This is a genomic window from Limnohabitans sp. INBF002 (genome assembly GCF_027924905.1).
Classification (GTDB): domain Bacteria; phylum Pseudomonadota; class Gammaproteobacteria; order Burkholderiales; family Burkholderiaceae_C; genus Limnohabitans.
Map to the genome: position 1 here is coordinate 1,907,062 of NZ_AP027055.1, position 21,406 is coordinate 1,928,467.

At 56.3% G+C, this 21,406-nt stretch carries 25 protein-coding genes; 10 read left to right on the forward strand and 15 right to left on the reverse strand.

The features are described 5' to 3' along the window. Positions 1–25 precede the first annotated feature (25 nt). Complete coding sequence (ftsY, locus tag QMG15_RS09460; RefSeq protein WP_281788393.1) at positions 26–1,090, forward strand: signal recognition particle-docking protein FtsY; 1,065 nt, start codon at positions 26–28, stop codon at positions 1,088–1,090. Between the two features lie 5 nt (positions 1,091–1,095). On the opposite strand, the gene QMG15_RS09465 is transcribed toward ftsY, so the two are convergent. After that, positions 1,096–1,320 (reverse strand): hypothetical protein, encoded by a 225-nt coding sequence (locus QMG15_RS09465; RefSeq protein ID WP_281788394.1) that lies wholly within the window; start codon positions 1,318–1,320, stop codon positions 1,096–1,098. A 161-nt stretch (positions 1,321–1,481) separates the two neighbouring features. On the opposite strand from QMG15_RS09465, the gene rpoH reads away from it, so the two are divergent. Then, positions 1,482–2,405 (forward strand): RNA polymerase sigma factor RpoH, encoded by a 924-nt coding sequence (gene rpoH / locus QMG15_RS09470; protein WP_281788395.1) that lies wholly within the window; start codon positions 1,482–1,484, stop codon positions 2,403–2,405. 73 nt (positions 2,406–2,478) lie between these two features. Here the strand turns inward: rpoH and QMG15_RS09475 are convergent, their stop codons facing one another. Genes QMG15_RS09475 through QMG15_RS09495 form a run of 5 tightly spaced genes read right to left on the reverse strand, consistent with a single transcriptional unit; the run spans position 2,479 to position 6,569 of the window. Further along, positions 2,479–3,075, reverse strand: coding sequence for an SCO family protein (locus tag QMG15_RS09475; protein ID WP_281788396.1), 597 nt, complete (start codon positions 3,073–3,075; stop codon positions 2,479–2,481). Continuing rightward, positions 3,075–3,962: a heme o synthase gene (gene cyoE, locus QMG15_RS09480; RefSeq protein ID WP_281788397.1), complete on the reverse strand. Its 888-nt coding sequence runs from the start codon at positions 3,960–3,962 to the stop codon at positions 3,075–3,077. Before cyoE ends, QMG15_RS09475 begins: the two co-directional genes overlap by 1 nt. A 19-nt stretch (positions 3,963–3,981) precedes the next feature. Next, the gene (locus QMG15_RS09485; RefSeq protein WP_281788398.1) at positions 3,982–5,106 is read right to left on the reverse strand and encodes a COX15/CtaA family protein; all 1,125 of its coding nucleotides are present in this window, start codon (positions 5,104–5,106) and stop codon (positions 3,982–3,984) included. A 28-nt stretch (positions 5,107–5,134) separates the two neighbouring features. Then, the gene (locus QMG15_RS09490; RefSeq protein ID WP_281788399.1) at positions 5,135–5,827 is read right to left on the reverse strand and encodes a hypothetical protein; all 693 of its coding nucleotides are present in this window, start codon (positions 5,825–5,827) and stop codon (positions 5,135–5,137) included. Then, on the reverse strand, positions 5,805–6,569 hold the full coding sequence (locus QMG15_RS09495; protein WP_281788400.1) for an SURF1 family protein: 765 nt from the start codon (positions 6,567–6,569) through the stop codon (positions 5,805–5,807). The genes QMG15_RS09490 and QMG15_RS09495 overlap by 23 nt, the downstream gene beginning before the upstream one ends. Between QMG15_RS09495 and QMG15_RS09500 the strand changes: the two genes are divergently transcribed. Beyond that, on the forward strand, positions 6,568–6,789 hold the full coding sequence (locus tag QMG15_RS09500) for a twin transmembrane helix small protein (RefSeq protein WP_108358448.1): 222 nt from the start codon (positions 6,568–6,570) through the stop codon (positions 6,787–6,789). The two genes, QMG15_RS09495 and QMG15_RS09500, sit on opposite strands and share 2 nt — an antisense overlap. 59 nt (positions 6,790–6,848) lie before the next feature. On the opposite strand, the gene QMG15_RS09505 is transcribed toward QMG15_RS09500, so the two are convergent. The 7 genes from QMG15_RS09505 to QMG15_RS09535 all read right to left on the reverse strand — a co-directional run bounded on the left by QMG15_RS09505 (position 6,849) and on the right by QMG15_RS09535 (position 12,490). Then, positions 6,849–7,730 (reverse strand): cytochrome c oxidase subunit 3, encoded by an 882-nt coding sequence (locus QMG15_RS09505; protein WP_281788401.1) that lies wholly within the window; start codon positions 7,728–7,730, stop codon positions 6,849–6,851. 13 nt (positions 7,731–7,743) lie between these two features. Next, positions 7,744–7,938 (reverse strand): DUF2970 domain-containing protein, encoded by a 195-nt coding sequence (locus tag QMG15_RS09510; protein WP_281788402.1) that lies wholly within the window; start codon positions 7,936–7,938, stop codon positions 7,744–7,746. Then, positions 7,935–8,540, reverse strand: coding sequence for a cytochrome c oxidase assembly protein (locus tag QMG15_RS09515; protein ID WP_281788403.1), 606 nt, complete (start codon positions 8,538–8,540; stop codon positions 7,935–7,937). Before QMG15_RS09515 ends, QMG15_RS09510 begins: the two co-directional genes overlap by 4 nt. Positions 8,541–8,544: 4 nt before the next feature. Then, the gene (locus QMG15_RS09520; protein ID WP_281788404.1) at positions 8,545–8,655 is read right to left on the reverse strand and encodes a cytochrome oxidase small assembly protein; all 111 of its coding nucleotides are present in this window, start codon (positions 8,653–8,655) and stop codon (positions 8,545–8,547) included. A 2-nt stretch (positions 8,656–8,657) separates the two neighbouring features. Next, the gene (gene ctaD, locus QMG15_RS09525) at positions 8,658–10,274 is read right to left on the reverse strand and encodes a cytochrome c oxidase subunit I (RefSeq protein WP_281788405.1); all 1,617 of its coding nucleotides are present in this window, start codon (positions 10,272–10,274) and stop codon (positions 8,658–8,660) included. Positions 10,275–10,299: 25 nt separating this feature from the next. After that, positions 10,300–11,466, reverse strand: a complete 1,167-nt coding sequence (coxB, locus tag QMG15_RS09530; RefSeq protein ID WP_108357967.1) for a cytochrome c oxidase subunit II — start codon at positions 11,464–11,466, stop codon at positions 10,300–10,302. A 109-nt stretch (positions 11,467–11,575) separates the two neighbouring features. Continuing rightward, positions 11,576–12,490, reverse strand: coding sequence for a class I SAM-dependent methyltransferase (locus QMG15_RS09535; RefSeq protein WP_281788406.1), 915 nt, complete (start codon positions 12,488–12,490; stop codon positions 11,576–11,578). Here QMG15_RS09535 and QMG15_RS09540 point away from each other — a divergent pair. The 3 genes from QMG15_RS09540 (at position 12,489) to QMG15_RS09550 (ending at position 14,712) form a co-directional block, all read left to right on the forward strand. Next, positions 12,489–13,259: a ComF family protein gene (locus QMG15_RS09540; RefSeq protein WP_348773317.1), complete on the forward strand. Its 771-nt coding sequence runs from the start codon at positions 12,489–12,491 to the stop codon at positions 13,257–13,259. The two genes, QMG15_RS09535 and QMG15_RS09540, sit on opposite strands and share 2 nt — an antisense overlap. A 69-nt stretch (positions 13,260–13,328) precedes the next feature. After that, positions 13,329–13,799: a tRNA (uridine(34)/cytosine(34)/5-carboxymethylaminomethyluridine(34)-2'-O)-methyltransferase TrmL gene (gene trmL, locus QMG15_RS09545; protein ID WP_281788407.1), complete on the forward strand. Its 471-nt coding sequence runs from the start codon at positions 13,329–13,331 to the stop codon at positions 13,797–13,799. Between the two features lie 136 nt (positions 13,800–13,935). Continuing rightward, on the forward strand, positions 13,936–14,712 hold the full coding sequence (locus tag QMG15_RS09550; protein WP_281788408.1) for a ferredoxin--NADP reductase: 777 nt from the start codon (positions 13,936–13,938) through the stop codon (positions 14,710–14,712). Between the two features lie 2 nt (positions 14,713–14,714). On the opposite strand, the gene QMG15_RS09555 is transcribed toward QMG15_RS09550, so the two are convergent. Next, a complete protein-coding gene (locus QMG15_RS09555) occupies positions 14,715–15,365 on the reverse strand; it encodes a 3-oxoacid CoA-transferase subunit B (RefSeq protein ID WP_281788409.1) in 651 nt (216 codons plus the stop codon). Between the two features lie 2 nt (positions 15,366–15,367). Beyond that, positions 15,368–16,096, reverse strand: a complete 729-nt coding sequence (locus tag QMG15_RS09560) for a 3-oxoacid CoA-transferase subunit A (RefSeq protein WP_281788410.1) — start codon at positions 16,094–16,096, stop codon at positions 15,368–15,370. Between the two features lie 93 nt (positions 16,097–16,189). On the opposite strand from QMG15_RS09560, the gene QMG15_RS09565 reads away from it, so the two are divergent. From QMG15_RS09565 to QMG15_RS09580, 4 genes are read left to right on the forward strand one after another with little or no spacing between them, the layout of a single operon-like run. Beyond that, positions 16,190–16,624 (forward strand): DUF1841 family protein, encoded by a 435-nt coding sequence (locus QMG15_RS09565; RefSeq protein ID WP_281788411.1) that lies wholly within the window; start codon positions 16,190–16,192, stop codon positions 16,622–16,624. 47 nt (positions 16,625–16,671) lie between these two features. Beyond that, positions 16,672–17,664 carry a tripartite tricarboxylate transporter substrate binding protein gene (locus QMG15_RS09570; RefSeq protein ID WP_281788412.1) on the forward strand — a complete coding sequence of 331 codons (993 nt, stop codon included), beginning with the start codon at positions 16,672–16,674 and terminating at the stop codon, positions 17,662–17,664. Positions 17,665–17,667: 3 nt separating this feature from the next. After that, complete coding sequence (locus QMG15_RS09575) at positions 17,668–18,840, forward strand: CoA transferase (protein WP_281788413.1); 1,173 nt, start codon at positions 17,668–17,670, stop codon at positions 18,838–18,840. A gap of 51 nt (positions 18,841–18,891) precedes the next feature. Next, complete coding sequence (locus QMG15_RS09580) at positions 18,892–21,366, forward strand: ATP-binding protein (protein WP_281788414.1); 2,475 nt, start codon at positions 18,892–18,894, stop codon at positions 21,364–21,366. The last annotated feature ends 40 nt before the right edge of the window (positions 21,367–21,406 follow it).

The window sequence follows — 21,406 nt, forward strand, 5'->3', positions numbered from 1 at the left end:
GGACTGATTCTAGAAACCCCCACACATGTTTAGCTTCTTCAAGAAAAAAATCACTGGCCAGCCTGCTACCGAAGCAACGGGCAACAGCACAGCCACACCTGCGAACACCTCGGCTAGCGCCGTCCCATCTGAAGTCACACCACAACAGATGCCAGCCGAGCGTCCCCGCGCGAGCTGGATGGCCCGCTTAGGCCAAGGCCTGCGCCGCACCGGCCAAACCATCAGCACCGTGTTCACGGGCACCAAGATTGATGACGCGCTCTATGAAGAACTCGAAACTGCCCTGCTCATGGCCGATGCAGGCGTGCAAGCCACCGAGTATTTGCTGGCCGATTTGAAGAAACGCGTCAAAGACACCAGCACCACCGAGCCCTCCGCCGTCAAGGCGCTCTTGGCCGCTTCAATTGCCCAGCTACTCAAGCCTTTAGAAAAGCCCCTCACCATCGGCGCGCACAAGCCCACCATCATCATGGTGGCTGGCGTCAATGGCGCAGGCAAAACCACCTCGATTGGCAAACTCACCCGCCATTTGAGCGACAGCGGTGCCTCGGTGCTGCTGGCTGCAGCCGACACCTTCCGCGCCGCGGCACGTGAACAACTCGCCGTTTGGGCCACACGCAACACGGTGGAGATCGTCAGCCAAGAAGGCGGCGACCCGGCTTCTGTGAGCTTTGATGCCGTCACCGCAGGCCGCGCACGCGGCAAAGACGTGGTGCTGGTCGACACCGCAGGCCGCCTGCCCACGCAGCTGCACCTAATGGAAGAGCTGAAAAAAATCAAACGTGTGGTGCAAAAGGCCGAAGCAACTGGACCACACGAAGTGTTGCTGGTGATTGACGGCAACACCGGCCAAAACGCCCTCGCGCAAGTGAAGGCGTTTGACGAAACGCTGGGTTTGACCGGCCTCATCGTCACCAAACTCGACGGCACCGCCAAAGGTGGCGTGCTGGCCGCCATTGCGCTTTGGGGCCAAGGCCGTGTGGCAGCGGGTGGCTCGGCCGTGCCGGTGTATTTCATCGGCGTGGGCGAAGCCGTGGAAGACCTGGAAACCTTCAACGCCCAAGAGTTTGCCGACGCCCTCTTGGGCTAAGCTATTCAGGGCTTTAAAACGCCCTTCAGGCTATCGCGCCAGCGGCCACAACGTTCATGCGCCTCCACCACGGGGTAACTGTCCATGCGGCCCTGCTTGCGCGTGAGCGGCGGCTGAATGTAGTAGCCCAAACCACAACGCAGCTGAGTTTCGGATGAGTCGGAATTCAGCACATGCGCGCAGCTCTTGCAGCACTGCATGGTAATTCGCTCCAAGGTCATGGGGGGCATAAAGGGCTCCTTAAATACTGTGATTATTTTCAGTATATGTTAAAAAACACAGTACTCAAAGCGAACCTTTACCAAGGGTTAACCCATAAACTTAGCAGGGTTTAGCACTCTTAATGCAGGAGTGCTAATATACGTTTTAGTTATCCGAAAGGACTAATTCCATGACTGCAATCACCCATCAGCCACTCGCTATGACCAACCCTTGGGGCTTGGTTCCGTCGCTGGGCAACTTGGATGCCTACATCACCGCTGCCAACCGTTTGCCTATGCTCACGCTAGAGCAAGAGCAGGAGTTTGCGCGTCAACTCAAAGACAACAACGACATCGAAGCCGCTGGAAAGCTGGTGCTCTCGCACCTGCGTTTGGTGGTCTCGGTGTCGCGCCAATACTTGGGCTACGGTCTGCCACACGCCGACCTGATTCAAGAAGGCAACATCGGCTTGATGAAAGCCGTCAAACGCTTTGACCCTGACCAAGGCGTGCGTTTGGTGAGCTACGCCATGCACTGGATCAAGGCCGAGATTCACGAATACATCTTGAAAAACTGGCGCATGGTCAAAGTGGCCACCACCAAAGCCCAGCGCAAACTGTTTTTCAACCTGCGCTCCATGAAACAAGGCTTCAAGGCTGACGCAGCCGATGCCACACACCGCAACACCCTCAACCCACAAGAGGTGAACGCGGTCGCGACCAAACTCAACGTCAAACCCGAAGAAGTGCTGGAGATGGAAATGCGCATGTCCGGCGGCGACGTGCTGCTTGACCCCACACCCAACGAAGACAGCGACGAAGCCTTTGGCCCCATCGCTTATTTGACTGACACCAACCACGAGCCCACCGCCATGATGGCCGCGCACCAGCGCGATGTACTGGCGTCTGACGGCATTGCCGCAGCACTGAACGTGCTCGACGAGCGCAGCCGCCGCATCGTGGAAGAGCGCTGGCTCAAAGTGCAAGACAACGGCTCGGGCGGCATGACGCTGCACGACTTGGCCGCTGAATACGGCGTGAGCGCTGAGCGCATCCGCCAAATCGAAGTCGCTGCCATGAAGAAAATGAAAGCGGCGCTGGCTGAATACGCGTAAAGCAAACCAACCAACGCAAAGGGCCGCCATGCAAAACATGGCGGCCCTTTTTGTTTAGCTCAAGCCAACAGCGTCAAGGCGTTGTTTTCAGCAAAGTCTGAATGTCCTGCGCCAACACCTGCGGGCCCACACCATAGCGGCTGTAGAGACGCAAGTTGCCTTGGGTGTCGTACACATAGCTACCGGCAGAGTGGTCCATGGTGTAGCTGGTGGGCGTTTTGCCATCCACCTTTTTGTAATAAATCTTGTAGTCCTTGGCAACCACTGCCAATTGCTCAGGTGTGGGAATGAACGCTACAAATGTGGGATCGAAGTTGGCCATGTAGGCCTTGAGCAATTCTGCTGTGTCACGTGCGGGGTCCACCGTCACAAACACGCCTTGTAGCTTGTCACCATCGGCACCCATCAAGCGCTTCACTTCAGCTAGCTCCACCATCGAGGTAGGACACACATCAGGGCATTGCGTGTAGCCAAAAAACAGCACCACCACTTTGCCTTTGAAATCAGAGAGGCTGCGGCTTTGGCTGTTGTGGTCGGTCAGGGTGAAGCCCTTGGCGTAGTCGGCACCCGTGATGTCGATGGCGTTGAACTTTGGCTTATCGGGGCTGCACGCCACCAAGGCGAACACGGCCAAGGCAGACAACAAATATCGGCGTGTGTGTGAAAACATCAGAGGTAATGGTCAATCAAAAGCGCTGCAAACAACAGGCTGAGGTGAATCAAAGAAAAGCGAAAGGTCTTGCGTGCCAGCTCATCCGAGTAATTGCGCCACAAGGCCCAGCCGTAGCCGCAAAATCCTAGACTCAAAATCACTGCGCTCACCAAATAGAACCAGCCGCTCATGCGATAGATGAAAGGCATCAAGCAAGCCGCAAACAACACAAAGGTGTAGAGCAGAATTTGCAAACGCGTGAATTCATTGCCGTGTGTCACAGGCAGCATGGGCAAGCCAGACTTGCGGTAGTCTTCCACGCGGTACAAGGCCAACGCCCAAAAATGCGGCGGCGTCCACAAGAAAATGATGAGAAACAAAATCAAAGCCTCGGGGCTCACCTCACCCGCCATGGCGGCCCAGCCCAACACCGGTGGCATGGCCCCTGATGCACCACCAATCACAATGTTTTGTGGGGTGAGTGGCTTCAAGATGACGGTGTAAACCACCGCATAGCCCACAAAGGTGGCGAAGGTCAGCCACATGGTGAGCGGGTTCACCCACACATACAAAATGAACGAACCCACAGCGCACATGAGCGTGGAAAACAGCAAGGTCTCACGGTCGCTTAACTCACCTTTGGCCGTCGGCCGCCAAGCGGTGCGCTTCATGCGTGAATCAATGCCCTTCTCCACCAAGCAATTAAAGGCGGCGGCGGCGCCGGCCACAAACCAAATGCCCAAACACGCCAGCAGTGCCAACTGCACCTCAGGCCAAGACGGCACACCGGGCACGGCCAAGACCATGCCGATCAGGGCACAAAACACAATGAGTTGAATCACGCGCGGTTTGGTCAGCGCATTGAACTGGCGCAAGCGAGACATGAAAGGGGAAGCGAGGCTCATAAACAGGGTCTCTTCACAATCAATTCAACACCGTGCTGCGCGAGGCACGCGCACCGGTCAAGATCCACATCAACACCACCACCAGCGCCGCAGCGCCACCGGTGTGCAACACAGCAGCCGCCAAAGGCCAATCGAACACGACGTTCGACAAACCGGTGAGCAGCTGCAGCAACAAGCAAGAGAGCAACACATGCGCAGCCATCTTCAAAGCCGGCACCCGGTGCAAAGAAAAGGCCAAGCCAGCCAGATAAACCAGCACCACATAAGCAGCCAAACGATGCGCATAGTGAATGGCTGTCAGCGACTCAAACACCAAGGGCTGACCCGACGCATCTAAGCCTAAGTGTCGCCACAAAGTAAAGCCTTGTTCAAAGTTCATCAGCGGCCACCAACTGTTTTGGCACATTGGAAACGTGTTGCATGCCAGCACCGCGTAGTTGGTGCTGACCCAACCGCCCAACAGCACCTGCACCGTCAACAGCAACAAGCCCAGCAGCGTGGCGCCAAACAAACCAGGGCGCAACAAAATGGACTGACTACGCGCACTGCCTAAAAGCTGACGTTGCACCTGCATCGTGAGCAATGCGAGCAACACCAGACCGCCCATCAAGTGCAAGGTGACGATGAGCGGAAACAATTTCATGGTGACCGTCAAAGCACCAAACGCACCTTGCACACAGACCCAGACCAATGTGAACGTGGGCCACAGCACACCAGAGGTTGCATCGCCACGCCTACGGCGCACCCACGAAAATGCCGTCAAGGTCAATATCAGCCCACCCACCGCCATGGCCATGTAGCGATGAATCATTTCAATCCATGCTTTGGTGTGTGTCACGGGGCCATGTGGCATTTGGCTCTGCTCTAAGGCAATGGCAGACTGGGCACCCACAGGGCTGGCGTGGCCGTAGCAGCCTGGCCAGTCTGGGCAACCCAAACCTGAATCAGTCAACCGCGTGAACGCGCCGAACAGTACCAAATCAAACGTGATGAACAAGGTGATCACCGTCAGCGCCTGCACACGGCGCGCCGTTGAGGCCTGCGGGTTGCGCAACCACACCCAACACAGCGGCACCATGGCCACCAAAGCGCCCATGATGAGCAGGTGTAACACCGGCGTGAGGTTGTACAGGCTTTCAGTCATGTGTATGAGGTTTGAACGCTACGAGGCCTTAACGGCCAGCCTCATCCCACGAAGCGGCGGCACGCAACAAACGTTCAATGTCACGCTTGGTTTTCAAAGCCGCTTCAGGACTGAGCTTGGCAGGGAAACGCATCATCCATTGACCATGCGGATCGACCAAATACAAATGGTCTTGTAAAGCTTGTCCTTCGGCGGGCTGTAGCCATTGCGCCAAGGCATCGGGATTCACGCGCAACACCGTGGCTTCTTTCAGGCCGGGCATGATGCTGCTAGGAATGTCTGCGCTGTCAGAGACCAGCCACACCCAATCGGTGCGTGCACGGTCTTTGCCGAGGCCCGCCAAGATTTGACGCTGCAGGTACAGCTGTTGTTGGCAATCGGCTTGGCAATCGCCGCCACTCACGCTGATCAAGAGCCATTGGCCTTTGAGCGAGGGCAGTTGCAACACATCGCCATTCAATGCTTGGGCTTTCACATCGGGCAAGGCGCGCACAGGCTCAATCAAATCGCCAAAGTTGCGACGACCTTCGGGACGCACCACGTAATACGTGAAGTACGACGCCACCACGGGAGCTGCACAGATAAGCAGCACCAAGATCATGCGCAAGCGGCCCATGGCCGTGCGCTTGGCCTCTGTATGCAGCGCATCTGAGGGCGAAGGCAAGTCATACACCGTCATGCCCAAGGGGTGCTGAGATTTAGAGCGAGGAGCGTCTTGCATGGCGATAAGGTTGAATGAATTGGAACCAAATGTAGAGCATCAGCTGCAGCGCGGCGAGCGCAAACCACTGAAAAGCATAAGCCAAGTTTTTTTCGACCCCTGCCACAATTTCTGGCCAGTCACGCAGCAAACCTTCAGAGGCTGAATCGGTTTGCAACACAACAGCGGCGAATGCCCCACCTGTTTGAGCGGCATAGGCTTCTAGGTTCAGATTTTGCCGAATCTTCGAAGGCACTGATGCCTGTGTTGTCACTTCTGGCTCGCTACTCAAGGCCATCAAATTCGAAGGCGGTGGCGCAATGCGCCCATACACTTGCACCACACCTGAAGGGGTTTGAATCGCGGGCAGCAGGGTTCTGTCCAACTGGTGACGAGGCACCCAACCGCGCTGCACCAACACACGCGTCGAGGCGTTCAACTGCAGCGGTGTTAGCACCCAAAATCCAGCCCGCCCGTTCATGGGTCGGTTATCCAAATACACGGTGTGCTCTGGCAACCATTCCCCTTGTAGCGCAACACGCTGATGCAACTGTTCAAACTGTGCAGGTTGCGCCAACAAAGCGGCTGTATCGCGCACAGGCGAGGTCATCTGCGCCACGATGGCGGCATGACGGGCTTCTTTTTCAGCCGCACGCGACAGCTGCCATAACCCTAAACGCACTGTCAAAGCCACCCCCACCAGCATGGCCAGTGTCACCCATGCAAAAGCACGGGTGCGTGGGATGGAGATAATGATGCGCATGAAATTCATTGTTGCACTTGCCTTCTTAGCCATTCTCGCCAGCTTGGGTTCTGCCCTGGTCTTCATGATGCGCAATGGGCGCAGCGGCAAAACACAGTCGGGCCACATGGTGAAAGCTTTGGGGCTTCGGGTGGGTATTTCGATTGTCTTGTTTATTTGTATTTTGATAGGGTGGCATCTGGGCTACATACAGCCCACAGGCATTGCACCTGGGCAGTAAAACTACATCACCAAAAACAAAGGCCGCACATGCGGCCTTTGTTGCATTCAAGCAGGCAGTTACATCCAGTACACCAAGATGTACAAGCCCAACCACACCACGTCCACAAAGTGCCAGTACCAAGCTGCGCCTTCGAAACCGAAGTGCTTGTCAGCTGTGAAATGGCCTTTTTGCAAGCGCAAGGTAATCACCAGCAGCATCAACATGCCCAAGAACACGTGGAAACCGTGGAAGCCTGTGAGCATGTAAAACGTAGAGCCATACACACCCGAGGTGAGCTTGAGGTTCATGTCGCTGTAGGCGTGGGCATATTCATAGCCTTGCACAAACAAGAACACCACGCCCAACAGCACCGTGAGCCACATGAACTTGATCGTGGTGTCGCGCTTGTTTTCAATCAACGCATGATGCGCGATCGTCAAGGTCACGCCCGAGGTCAACAACAACGCGGTGTTGATGGTGGGCAACCAAAACGGCGTCATGGTTTGGAAGGGCTCGATGATGCCAGCAGGTGAAGCTGTCATGCCTGCCGCGGCTGTGGGCCACACGGCTTTGAAATCAGGCCACAACAAAGCATTGTCCAAATTACCCAACATCGGCACTGAGTGCACACGCGCCCACCACAGAGCAGAGAAGAACGCGCCAAAGAACATCACCTCAGAGAAGATGAACCAGCTCATGCTCCAGCGGTAGGACAGGTCAATCTTGTGACCATATTGGCCACCTTCGCTCTCGGCGATGGCATCGCCAAACCATTGGTAAAGCACGCCCAACCAAAACACGAGGCCAAAGAACAAGCTGTACTTGCCCCACTCCACCCCATTGACCCACTGGCCTGCGCCAAGAATCACGAAGAACAATCCCAACGCAGCCATCGCCGGATGGCGTGACGCATGAGGTACGTAGTAGTAAGGCGTTGAGCCGTGTGAGGTGCTACTCATATCCACTCCTTCTTTATTTCGCGACGACCAGATTGACCACAACGATCAAACCGATCACAAACAACAAACCTGCCACCAAGCCCACACCCAGCACATGCAAGGGTGTGATCTTGTCGATATCTTCTTGAAACTCGCTGCTTTTGCGAATTCCCAAAAATGACCATGCCACCGCCTTGACCGAACGCATGAGCGACACCTTGTTACTCATACGCCCACCCCTGTTTTGTAGGACACACCCAGCGCAGCCGTCGGTGCTGCTGGTGTTTTGGATCCCACTTCAAAGAAGGTGTACGACAAAGTAATGGTGGTCACGTCTTTGGCCAACTTAGGGTCAATCACAAACACCACGGGCCATTGCTTTTTCTCGCCTGGCGCCAAGGTGTATTGGTTAAAACAGAAACATTCCAACTTGTTGAAATGCGCCGCCGCTTGGCGTGGCGCATAGCTGGGAATGGCTTGGGCTGACATGACACGGTCTTGCACGTTTTCAAACTCGTACATCACCGTCATCATCTCGCCCGGATGCACTTGCATGGAGCTTTGCGCAGGCTTGAACTTCCAAGGACCACGCGCATTGGCATCGAACTCCACCGTGATGGTGCGGCTCGCGTCCACTTGCGTGTTTTTGGCTTTTGCACGTGCGTTGCCAGAACCTGGGATTTCACGCTCACCCAGCGCCAAGATGTTGATGCCTGTGAATTCACAAATTGCTTTGTACATGGGCACCAAGGCATAACCGAACGCAAACATGCCAGCCGCCACGACGACGAGCTTTTTGAACATCAGCAGGTTATGACGTGGTGCAGCCATGATCTCAGCGATTCAAAAGCATGATCTTGGCAAAGAAGCCCACGAAGAACACCACCGCCACCGAGGCCAAAATCAGGCCTAGGCGAAGGTTGTTTTTACGTTGGTCGGGCGTCATGCTTAACCAATCACGCGCGTTGCAGTGGCGTCCAACTTGGGTGGGTTCTCAAAGGTGTGGAAGGGTGCAGGCGAAGGCACTTCCCACTCCAAACCTTCAGCAGCTTCCCAAGGCTTGGCAACCGCTTTTTCGCCGTGGCCGCGCATCGCTGGCAACACCACGAACAAGAAGAAGTACACCTGAGCAAAGCCGAAGAAGAACGCACCGATAGATGCCAACGCATTGAAGTCCGCAAACTGCATGGGGTAGTCGGCGTAGCGACGCGGCATACCGGCCAAACCCAAGAAGTGCATCGGGAAGAAGGTGACGTTGAACGAAATCAAGGTCCACCAAAAGTGAATTTGACCGCGTGTTTCGTTGTACATCACGCCGGTCCACTTGGGGCACCAGTAGTAGAAGCCCGCAAACATGGCAAACAACGAGCCCGCCACCAACACATAGTGGAAATGCGCCACCACGTAGTAGGTGTCTTGCACCTGCGTGTCAATCGGCGCCATCGACAAGATGAGGCCCGTGAAACCACCCATGGTGAACACAAAGATGAAACCCACTGCAAACAGCATAGGCGTTTCAAACGTCATGGAGCCGCGCCACATGGTGGCAATCCAGTTGAACACCTTCACGCCTGTGGGCACAGAGATCAACATCGTGGCGTACATGAAGAACAACTGGCCGGTCACAGGCATGCCTGTGGCATACATGTGATGCGCCCACACGATGAACGACAAAATCGCAATGGACGATGTGGCGTACACCATGGAGGCGTAACCAAACAATTTCTTGCGAGCAAATGCGGGCACGATGTGGCTGATGATGCCGAAGGCCGGCAAGATCATGATGTACACCTCAGGGTGACCGAAGAACCAGAAGATGTGCTGGTACATGATGGGGTCACCACCACCAGCAGGGTTAAAGAAGGTCGTGCCAAAGTGGCGGTCTGTCAGCGTCATGGTGATCGCGCCAGCCAACACAGGCATCACAGCGATCAACAAGTAAGCGGTGATCAACCAAGTCCAGACAAACATCGGCATCTTCATCAAGGTCATGCCAGGGGCGCGCATGTTGAGGATGGTCACGATGATGTTGATCGAACCCATGATGGATGAAGCACCCAAGATGTGCATGGCAAAAATACCAGCATCCATGGAGGGGCCCATTTGCAGGGTCAACGGTGCGTACAAGGTCCAACCAGCAGCGGGGGCGCCGCCAGGCATGAAGAACGAACCTGCCAACATGGCAGCCGCAGGAATCATCAGCCAGAAGCTGAAGTTGTTCATGCGGGCAAAGGCCATGTCAGAGGCGCCGATTTGCAACGGGATCATCCAGTTCGCAAAACCCACGAAGGCCGGCATGATGGCGCCAAACACCATGATCAGTCCATGCATGGTGGTGAGTTGGTTGAACAACTCGGGATTGACCAACTGCAAGCCTGGCTGGAACAGCTCAGCGCGAATCAACAGCGCCAAAACGCCGCCAATCATCAGCATGGTGAAGGCAAACAACAGGTACAAGGTACCAATGTCTTTGTGGTTGGTGGCATACACCCAACGGCGCCAGCCGTGTGGCGCGCCGTGGTGGTCATCGTGACCGTGGCCGTGGGAATCGAGTACTGCGCTCATGATGTGTTCCTTCTAAACGCTAGTTTTAACGGGCGGCCTTGACATCGGCAGGCTGAACCAGCTGGCCGGTCTTGTTCGACCAATTGTTTTTTGTGTAAGTGATCACAGCCGCAATGTCGGTGTCGCTGAGTTGCTTCCATGAAGGCATGGTCAAATTGTTTTGACCGTTCAACAGCACTTTGATCTGCTTGTTCTTGTCAGCATCCAACACCACGGCAGCACCGTCGAGTGGTTTGATAGGGCCAGCGCCCTTGCCGTTGGGTTGGTGGCAAGCGGCACAGTTAGCCGCATACACCTTCTCACCACGCTTAGACAAATCGGCCAAATTCCAAACCTTGGAAGGGTCGTCTTGCTTCGCAGCCATCTTCTTTTGCTCTGTGGCCACCCAGGCGCTGTAGTCAGCAGCACTGAGCACCTTCACGTGAATCGGCATGTACGCGTGTTCTTTGCCACACAACTCTTGGCATTGGCCGTAGTAGTCACCCACCGCTTCAGCGCGGAACCAGGTGTCGCGCACAAAGCCGGGAATCGCGTCTTGCTTCACGCCGAGGGACGGCACAGCAAACGCGTGAATCACGTCATTGGCTGTGGTGATGATGCGCACCTTTTTGTTAACGGGCACCACCAGTGGGTTGTCCACTTTCAAGAGGTAGTTGTCGATGTCCACGCCCTTGGCGCCGTTGTTTGACATTTCGCGATGCGCGTTATCGAGGGTCGAGATAAAAGCAATGCCCTCGCCCTGGCCCTTGAGGTAGTCATAGCCCCACTTCCACTGGTAGCCCGTGGCTTTGATGGTGAGGTCGGCGTTCGACGTGTCTTTCTGAGCCACCACTGCTTTGGTCGCAGGCAAGGCCATCAAGATCACGATGATGAAAGGAATGACGGTCCATGCGATTTCGACTTTGACCGATTCGTGGAAGCTGGCCGACTTGTGGCCCACCGATTTGCGGTGCTTCCAGATGGAATAGAACATCACACCGAACACCGCCACAAAAATAACGGTACAGATGATGAGCATGAACCAATGCAGCCAGCCCTGCTCTTGAGCAATTTTGGTCGCGCCAGGTTGGAGGTTCAGTTGTCGAACGGCAGGGCCACCCGGCAAATCGTTCACCGCCCAAGCGGCTGTGCTCGCCCAGGCGGCGAGGAACAACACACCTGAAGTCAACTTTTGGAAAAGATTGTTCTTCATCACTTTGATTGCCTCAATGTTTTTTGTCTTCAGGACTACAAACCCCCTCAAACACTGATTTAACTCAAAGTGTTTAAGCATGATTTGCGCTACAAGCTTACAAAGAAAATCATACAGAGCGACCACTAGGGGATTGCCCTAGTAGGGTTCGCATGTCTTGCAAAGACACCGAACTGTGCTGCTGAACTTTGAGGCGCGGCAAGGGCTTCAAAGCGTGGCCATAAATCACTTCCACCGTCAGCGTGATGCGCCCATCTTGCGCCGGCTTGGCCAACAAAAGCAATGCGGTTTTGAGCTGCGCCAACCACTGCTTGCCACGCAAGCCGGCAAAGCGATCCCGATGCAGGTTGCGGCCTAGCGCACGAAACTCAGCCAACAAACTCTCGGCATTGGCATAGGTCAACGTGATGCGTTCCATATCCATCACGGGCTCTGCAAAACCGGCTTGCACCAGCATGTCACCCCAATCGTGCATGTCGGTAAACGCATGACACGCAGGTGGCCAACCCTTGCCTTGGTACACGTCGGCCAACTCGCGCAGGGTGTCCGGTCCGAGACACGAAAACATCAAAAAGCCATCCACCGCCAACAGTTGGTGCCATTTTTGCAACAAAGCTTGCGGATCGTCGCTGGTGTGCAACGCCATATTGGCCCACAACATGTCGGCACTGCCTGCGGCAGGTGCGCCAAATGTCAAAGCATCCGGCTTCAGCCAGCGCTGCCACCAAGGCGCTTGCAGCGCCTGACGCGCCAACTGTTCGCGCTGGGCGCTGGTCTCTATCACTTGGCAATGCGCCTGCGGGTAACGCGCACGGAGCTTGGCGTGTGTTTCTAAACCACCGCTCAAGGGCGCCCAATCCACCCACGATGTGGGTTGCAAACGAATCCACTGCAAACGGTCTTCCATGCGTCGGCCAATTTCCTCGTTCAACCAAGGCGATGCGGCATGCGGCCATGCGGCCCAACGGGCACAGGCCACAGGATCGAGCGAGGGAGGCGTATCAGAGGGAGACGGTTCAGACATGGCCCCTATTATCGACACCGCGCCCTTCGCAAACATTGCCCTGCGCTTCAACCCAAGCCCGCGCAATGTCTTTCCAATGCGGGGCATGTTGCGCTTACCCAGCCTTTGCCACATTTGCCGCCGCTGGCCCAGCCAACCTTTGTGCGTGCCATGCATCGAGCGCTTTGCGCAGCCCACGCAGCGCTGTCCCACGTGCGCCCTCACGCTCAGCCACAAAAGCACCTGCCGCAATTGCACAGAGCACCCCAGCCCCTTAGACGCTTGTGTGGCCGCCGTGAGCTACACCTTCCCATGGGCGGACTGCATTGCCCGCTTCAAATTTCAAGCCGACCCCAGCCTCGCACGCGCCTTGGCCCACCTCATGCGCCATGCCCCGTGGGTCGAACCCGCACTCGACGCCGCCACGCTGGTGGTGCCCATGCCTCTGGCCCCGTCACGCCTGCGCGAACGCGGTTTTAACCAAGCGTTCGAGCTGGCTCGTCACTTGGCCCCGCTCAAAACTAACGCTCACACCTTGCTGCGCCGCGGTGACAGCGCCCACCAAGTGGGTGCCTCTCGACAGGAGCGGCTAGACCATGTGCGCGATGCGTTTTGGGTTGCACCCGAACACGTATCTGCCGTGCGCGGTCAGCGCGTGGTGTTGGTGGACGATGTGATGACCACGGGAGCGTCGATGCACGAAGCAGCGCGGGCGTTGCGGGTAGCAGGCGCAGCGCACATCACAGGATTGGTCCTGGCACGTACCGAAGAACGAGAAGCGCATCATTGATGCAAAGCTGTCGACAGCGGCTCGCACCGCACAGCGCGAGTCCCGTCTCTCATGCGGGACAATGTGCGCATGTTCCACCTCGTCCTCATCCACCCCGAAATTCCGCCCAACACGGGCAACATCATCCGCTTGGCGGCCAACACAGGTTGCACCTTGCATTTGATTGAGCCCTTGGGCTTCTCGATGGAAGACAAGCACATGCGCCGCGCGGGCTTGGACTACCACGAGTACGCGCCCGTGCTGCGCCACGCCGACTGGGCCACGTTTTTGAACGACGCCAAGCCCGACCCTGCCCGCATGTTTGCCATGACCACCAAAGGCTCCAACACCGCGCATGACATGGCGTTTCAGCCCGGCGATTGGTTTGTGTTTGGCTCTGAGACCAGTGGCTTGCCTGTGGACATCCGCGAAAGCTTCCCGCTCGCACAGCGCCTGCGCCTGCCCATGCGCGCCGACCAGCGCAGCTTGAACCTGTCGAACTCAGTGGCCGTCATCACCTATGAGGCTTGGCGACAAAACGGCTTTGCGGGCAAGGCATAGATAGCAAACGTCAACAGCCTCAAAGCCCCGTTGATGCACGTCAAGGCTTATAGCGTTCTGCATAGCAACATATAGCCCTAGGTTTTAAGCCCTCGCCTACACTAGAGGGCTTGATTTATATCGATTTATTACTGTCATGAGTGCATTCCTAGACGAAGAAGTTTTGTCCGTCCACCACTGGACCGACCGCCTGTTCAGCTTCACCACCACACGCGACACTTCGCTGCGTTTCTCCAACGGTCACTTCACCATGATTGGCTTGCGCGGCGAAAACGGCAAACCGCTTCTGCGCGCCTACAGCATCGTCAGCGCCAACTACGAAGAGCATTTGGAGTTCTTGAGTATCAAGGTGCAGGACGGCCCCCTCACCTCCAAGCTACAACACATCAAAGTAGGCGACAAAATCGTGGTCGGCAAAAAGCCAACAGGCACCTTGCTATGCGACTACTTGTTGCCCGCCAAAAACCTGTACCTCATCGGCACCGGCACGGGCTTGGCCCCGTTCCTCAGCATCGTGCGTGACCCTGAGACGTATGAGCGTTTCGAAAAAGTCATCTTGGTTCACGGCGTGCGCGAAGTGAAAGAACTGGCTTACCGCGACTACTTGACCGAAGAGCTGCCCAAGCACGAGTTCTTAGGCGAGATGGTCAGCAGCCAAATGTTGTACTACCCCACCGTCACCCGCGAGCCTTTTAAAAACCAAGGCCGCGTGACCGACTTGCTCACGTCAAATAAGCTCACCCAAGATTTGGGCTTGCCCAACATCGACCCCGCCAACGACCGCATCATGATTTGCGGCAGCCCGGAGCTGAACAAAGACATGCGCGCCCTGCTGGAAGAGCGCGGTTTCAAAGAAGGCTCCACCACCACCCCTGGCGACTTTGTGGTGGAACGCGCCTTCGTCGAACAGTAAGCCTACCAACGCTTGGCCTGTAGCTTCAGGCCAATCAAGGTTTCGAGATCTGCGTGGGCCAAACCATCCACCACGTCGATCAACTGCAAGCCTTGGTCAGTGACTTCTAAGGTCGCCAAATCGGTGTAAATACGGCTCACGCACGCCAAGCCGGTCAATGGGTAAGTGCAATCGCGCACCACTTTGCTCTCACCTTGTTTGGTGAGCAAATCCATCATCACCCAGGTCTGTTTGGCACCAATAGCCAAATCCATCGCGCCGCCCACGGCAGGAATGGCATCGGCTTCGCCGGTGTGCCAATTGGCCAAATCACCGCGCTCGCTCACCTGAAATGCGCCCAAGACGCAAATGTCTAAGTGACCGCCACGCATCATGGCAAAGCTGTCGTTGTGATGGAAATAGGCACCACCGGGCAACAAGGTCACTGGCTGCTTACCCGCATTGATCAGGTCAAAGTCTTCATCCACTTGGGCTGGCGCTGGGCCCATGCCCAAAATACCGTTTTCGCTATGCAAAATAATTTCCAGCCCCTGCGGCAAGTGGTTGGCCACCAAGGTCGGCATGCCGATACCTAGGTTGACATACGCGCCATCAGGCATATCTTGCGCCACGCGGGCGGCCATTTGGTCTTTGGTGCGACGGGTGTAGGTCATGATCAAGCCACCTTCTTAAATCCAGCACCTTGGGTCGCCTGACGCGGCACTTGAACCACGTGGCTGACATAGATGCCGGGGGTCACAATGCTCTCAGGGTCTAAGGCGCCCAACTCAACCACCTCATGCACAGAGGCCACGGTGCGCTTGGCTGCAGCAGCCATGACGGGTCCAAAATTGCGAGCCGATTTACGGTAAGTCAGATTGCCCCAGCGATCGCCCTTTTCGGCTTTGATCAACGCGAAATCGGCATGGATTGGGTACTCCAGCACATGCATGCGGCCATGTATCTCCCGGGTTTCTTTGGGCGAACCGTCTGGGTATTTGGCGAGTTCTGTACCGTAACCTGTGGGTGTAAAAAATGCACCAATGCCAGCGCCCGCTGCGCGAATGCGCTCAGACAAATTGCCTTGGGGCACCAGCTCAAGCTCCAGCTTGCCCGCGCGGTACAAGCCATCGAACACATGGCTATCTGCTTGACGCGGAAAGCTGCAAATGATTTTGCGTACACAGCCCGTTTTGAGCAGCGCCGCCAAGCCGGTATCGCCATTGCCCGCGTTGTTGTTGACCACTGTGAGCCCACGAACCTGGCGCTCGTGAATCACGTCAACCAAGCCATCCAACAGTTCGCTTGGAATACCTGCAGTGCCAAAACCGCCCACCATCAACGTCATGCCATCCGTCAAGCTCTGTAGCGCTTGTGCAATGGAATCGGCTACTTTATTGATCATGGCCTACCTCTTTGTGTCTCGTGTGATTCACGAACTGTAACGACTGGAATTTTCTGCCCGCAAACGCCCGACACCTGGGTGACAATGACGCCTATGTTTGAACCCAGCCAAGCCGACGTACGGCGCTTTTTTTGTTCGGTCTATGCCAAGTGGCGCAACGCCCAACCCATGGACGCGCTCGAAACACTTGCCAGCCAATGGGTGGCCGAGCACCCCGAGTACCACGCCGACTTCACCGATGTCGATGCCGCGCTTGAGCGCATGTACGAAGTCAAAGACGGCCAAACCAACCCCTTCTTACACTTGTCCATGCACCTGTCGGTGAGTGAGCAATGCTCGATTGATCAACCCCGTGGCATCCGACAGGCGGTTGAGCTGCTCACCGCCAAACGCGATTCACTACACGAGGCCCACCATGAAACCATGGATGCTTTGGGCCAAATGATCTGGGAAAGCCAACGCAGCGGTCGCCCACCCGATGGCCACGCCTACATCGACGCGGTGCAACGGCGCGCCACCAAAGACTAGTGCGCCTTGGCATTAAGATCTCCAAAAATACAAACTGGAGATCCCCCATGCGTCACATTCAAATCAAGTCAAACTTTCGCCGCACCCTGTGTGCCAGCTTTGCAGTCTTCGCATTAGGCAGCCTGGTCGCGCCTGCGACGCACGCACAAAGCTACCCCAACAAGGCCATCAAATTTGTTGTGCCTTTCAGCGCAGGCAGCGCCACTGACAACGTGGGCCGCATCATTGCGCAAGCCATGAGCGACGCTTGGGGCCAGCCCATCACCATCGAAAACAAAGCCGGCGCCAATGGCATCTTGGGCGCGGAAGCGGTCAAAGCGGCCCCAGCTGACGGCTACACCTTCTTGGTCACCACCAGCACCACGCAAGCGGCCAACGTGCATCTGTACCGCAAGCTGCCTTATGACCCCGTGAAAGACTTCACACCTATCGGCAAGATTGGTGAGGTCGGTTTTATCTTGATGGTCAACAACGACTTTCCTGCCAAAGACATGAAAGAGTTTGTGAGCTACGCCAAAGCCCACCCCGGAAAACTGGCCTACGGTCACGGCTCCTCAGGCTCGTTGGTTTCAGCGGCCATGCTCACCGAGCTGGCTGGCTTGCAAACCGTGGGCGTGCCTTACAAAAGCATCCCACCTGCGCTGACTGATTTGTTGGGCGGTCAAATCCAATTCGCTTTTGCCGACACCGGCAACGCGGTGTCACAAATGAACGGCGGCCGCATGCGCGGACTTGGCGTGACCACCAAGAAACGTGCGGGCAAAGCCCCCAACGTGCCCCCGATTGGCGACACCGTCAAAGACTACAACGTGAGCGCTTGGTTCGGCTTGATGGCCCCAGCCGGCATGCCCGCTGACGTGCAAAAGAAAGCCACAGCCACTTTGATGGCGGTGTTGGCCAAACCTGAAGTGCGCGAAAAAATTCAAGGCGTCGGCATTGACCTCGACGTGGAAGATTCGGCCACCCTCGCCAAAACCATTGACAGTGAAATTAAAAAATGGGGTGGCTGGGTCAAGTCAGCGGGCATCACACCTGAATAAGCCATGAGCCTCACTGAGAACGCCAACCTGCAAGGCGCCCTCGCGGGCCTGCGCGTGATCGACCTGACGGGCGTGGTGCTGGGCCCCTACGCCACGCAAATTTTGGGCGACTACGGCGCAGACGTCATCAAGATCGAGCCACCCAGTGGCGACATCATGCGCCACGCGGGCCCGATGAAGCACCCAGGCATGGGCCACATCTTCATCAACGCCAACCGCAACAAACGCTCGGTGGTGCTTGATTTGCGACAGCCCGAGCAACGCGAGCAGTTGCTGGCCTTGTGCAAAACCGCTGATGTGTTGACCTACAACATTCGCCCGGCATCCATGGCGCGGTTGGGCTTGTCGTTTGACACCCTGCACGCGATCAACCCACGCTTGGTGGTGTGCGGCGCGTATGGCTATAGCGAAGGCGGCCCCTATTCGGACTGGCCTGCGTATGACGACCTGATTCAAGGCGCGGCCTGCATCCCTTGGTTGATGACACAAAGCGGTAGCCCCGAGCCACGGTATGTGCCCGCCACCTTTGCCGATCGCGTGACCGGACTCAACATGGTGCATGCCGTGTTGGCTGCCGTCATCGCGCGTTACCGCACAGGTTTAGGCCAACACGTCGAAGTGCCCATGTTTGAATGTTTGCTGCAGTTTGTGCTGGGCGAGCATTTGAGTGGCGAAACATGGCAACCGCCCATCGCCCCCATGGGCTACACGCGCATGCTGTCGGCCAACCGCAAACCGTATCAAACGCAAGATGGCTACATCTGCGCGCTTATGTACAACGACGCACATTGGCAAGCGTTTTTAAAACTCGTGGGTCAGACTGATTTATTTCAAACCGATGCCCGCTTCAGCACCCACGTCGAACGCCTCAAGCACATCGACGCGCTCTACGCCTTTGTGGGCGAGCACATGCGCGCCCGCACCAGCGCCGAGTGGATGAAAGACTTCACCACGCACGACATTCCCGTCATGCCCATGATGAAGCTGGATGATCTGCTGACCGACCCGCACCTGGCCGCCACACAAGCGTGGCTGGACGTGCCGCATCCGTTTGAAGGCATGTTGCGTCAGTTGCGTCCGCCTGTGCGCATGAGTGGCACACCCACAGGGGTGTGGCGCCCTGCGCCGCGTTTGGGTGAACACACAGAAGAAGTGCTGAACAGCCTCAGAACTTAACGGTCTGTGCTACAACTGTTGCGCCTACCGTCGCAGCAATTGGAAAAGCACATGCACACCACCACCCAGCCACTCAGCGCCGCCACAGTGCCAGCCGCAGACTTGCGGCTGACCATCCACCCCACAGAGCTGGGCTTTGGCAACACCTCTGAATTGGTGACACAAGCCCTGCCGTGGATTGGCCAACAACGCGCTGAAACAGCAGCGCGCTTTGGCTTGGAAATGGAGCAAGCCAACTACAACCTGTTTGTGTTGGGCGAAATCGGCAGCGGCCGTTCCACCCTGCTTCAACAGATGATGCGCAGCGTGGCCGCCAAACGACCTGTACCACCCGACCTGTGCTACTTGCACAACTTTGACACACCCGAGCATCCTCACGCCTTACACATGCCTGCTGGTGAAGGCCGCAAGCTGCGCCTGCACATGGCACAGCTCACCAAGATGCTGCTCACAGAAATCCCCAAACGATTGAGCGCGCAAGACTTCAAGGTGGAAAGCGAACACATCGAGAAAACCTACAAACAGGAAGAAGACCGTGCCTATGCCGTGCTCGATGCATTTGCCGAAGCGCGCAGCTTCTCGCTGTTTCGCGAAGGCGGGCATTTGGTGTTCACCTTGCGCGATGACAAAGGCATGCCCCTCACCGAAGCCGAAGCGCTGGCACTGCCCAAAGAACGCCGCATAGCCATAGACCAAGCCGAGTTAGAGCTGCGCGCCGAGATTGCCAATTTTCTCGACAAAACACGCCCAATTGACCGTGTGAAAAACGAAGGCTTGGCAGCCCTGCGTCGCCAAACCATCAAACCCATGTTGACCCAAGAATTAGGACGCATTCAAGAGGCCTTGACCAAACAAAGCCAAGACAACACAAAGCTCACGCATTATTTTCACAAGGTGATGACCGACGTGTTGGAACACATCGAACTGTTTGAGCCGCATGACGACGATGAAAGCGAAGAAGAAACACGTCTCGAAGCCCTCGACACCCTGCTGCTGCGCTACCGCGTGAACGTGGCCGTGGACAACCACGACACACAAGGCGCGCCCGTGTTGGTGGAAGACAACCCCGTGTTTCGCACCTTGTTTGGCAGCGTGGAATACCAAACCGAAGACGATGTGTTGATGACCGACTTCTCGCGCATCCGTGCGGGCAGCTTGCTCAAAGCCCATGGCGGTTTTTTGATGCTGCATGTGCGCGACTTGCTCACCGATGCGCTGGTGTGGGAAAAGCTCTCACGCTTTTTACGCAGCGGCCGTTTGCAGATTGAAGAATCGGGCCTGCACCTCTCACCCATTGCCGCCGTGGCACTCGAGCCCGAGGCTGTTCACATTGACGTGAAGATGGTGTTGATTGGTACTGTCGAGGAATACTACGTGCTGCAAGAAGGCGCACCCGAATTCTTCCGTCGCTTCATGTGCAAAGTGGAATTTGCTGAGAGCTTTCCTGCCAGCGCAGACACACACCGTGCCTCCGCCGTCTTTGTGGCGCACAGCTGCCAACGCTTAGGCTTGCCACACTTCAATGCCGATGCGGTGGCCCGCTTGATTGAATGCACACACCGCGAGGTGGATGACCAAACACGCCAAAGCGCGTTGTTCTCGCACACCGAATCGCTCATCATTGAAAGCGCCAACCACGCACGCCAACGCGGCGCAGACAAAGTGCAAGCCGCCGATGTCGATGCAGCCATTGCCGCACGCGACTTTAGAAACGGCTACATCGAACAGCGCTTGCAAGAGTCCATCACCGATGGCGAACGGCTCATTTCTTTGCAAGGCGAAAAAGTCGGCCAGCTCAATGGCCTCACCGTCATCGAGCTGGGTGACCATTCATTTGGCTTTCCCGTGCGCGTCACGGCACGCACCTACGCGGGCAACGAAGGTTTGGTCAACATCGAACGCGAGGTGAAGCTGTCAGGCCCGATTCACGACAAGGGCGTGCTCATCTTGCACAGCTATTTGTCGGCACTGTTTTCGCACATCGCACCTTTGGCGCTCAACGCCTCGGTGGTGTTCGAGCAAGAGTACAGCGGCGTCGAGGGTGACTCTGCCTCGTGCGCCGAGCTGTACGTCCTGCTGTCCTCACTCTCAGGCTTGCCGCTCAAGCAAAACATCGCGGTCACAGGCGCGGTGAACCAAAACGGTGAAATCTTGCCGGTGGGCGGCGTGAACGAAAAAATCGAAGGCTTCTTTCGCACCTGCAAAACCCAAGGGCTCGATGGCACGCAAGGCGCTTTAATTCCACGTCGCAACCGCCACCACTTGATGCTCAGCCAAGAAGTGGTGGATGCAGTGACCCGAGGTCAATTTCATATCTACACCGCAGACCACGCCAGCGAAGGCGCTGAGCTTTTGATGGGTGTGGCCTTTGGCAAAGAGCTCAAAGGGGGAAGCTATGAAGCGCAAAGCATTCTTGCCTTGGCCGATAAAACGCTGCAAGCCTACCGACGCGCCTGCCACAAAGAGCCCACACAAAACATACGACACATGAGTCACAAATTTCAAAATCAATCCGACGGTAAATAAAAAAAGCCCCACAGAGTGGGGCTTTTTTTTGAGCAAACCG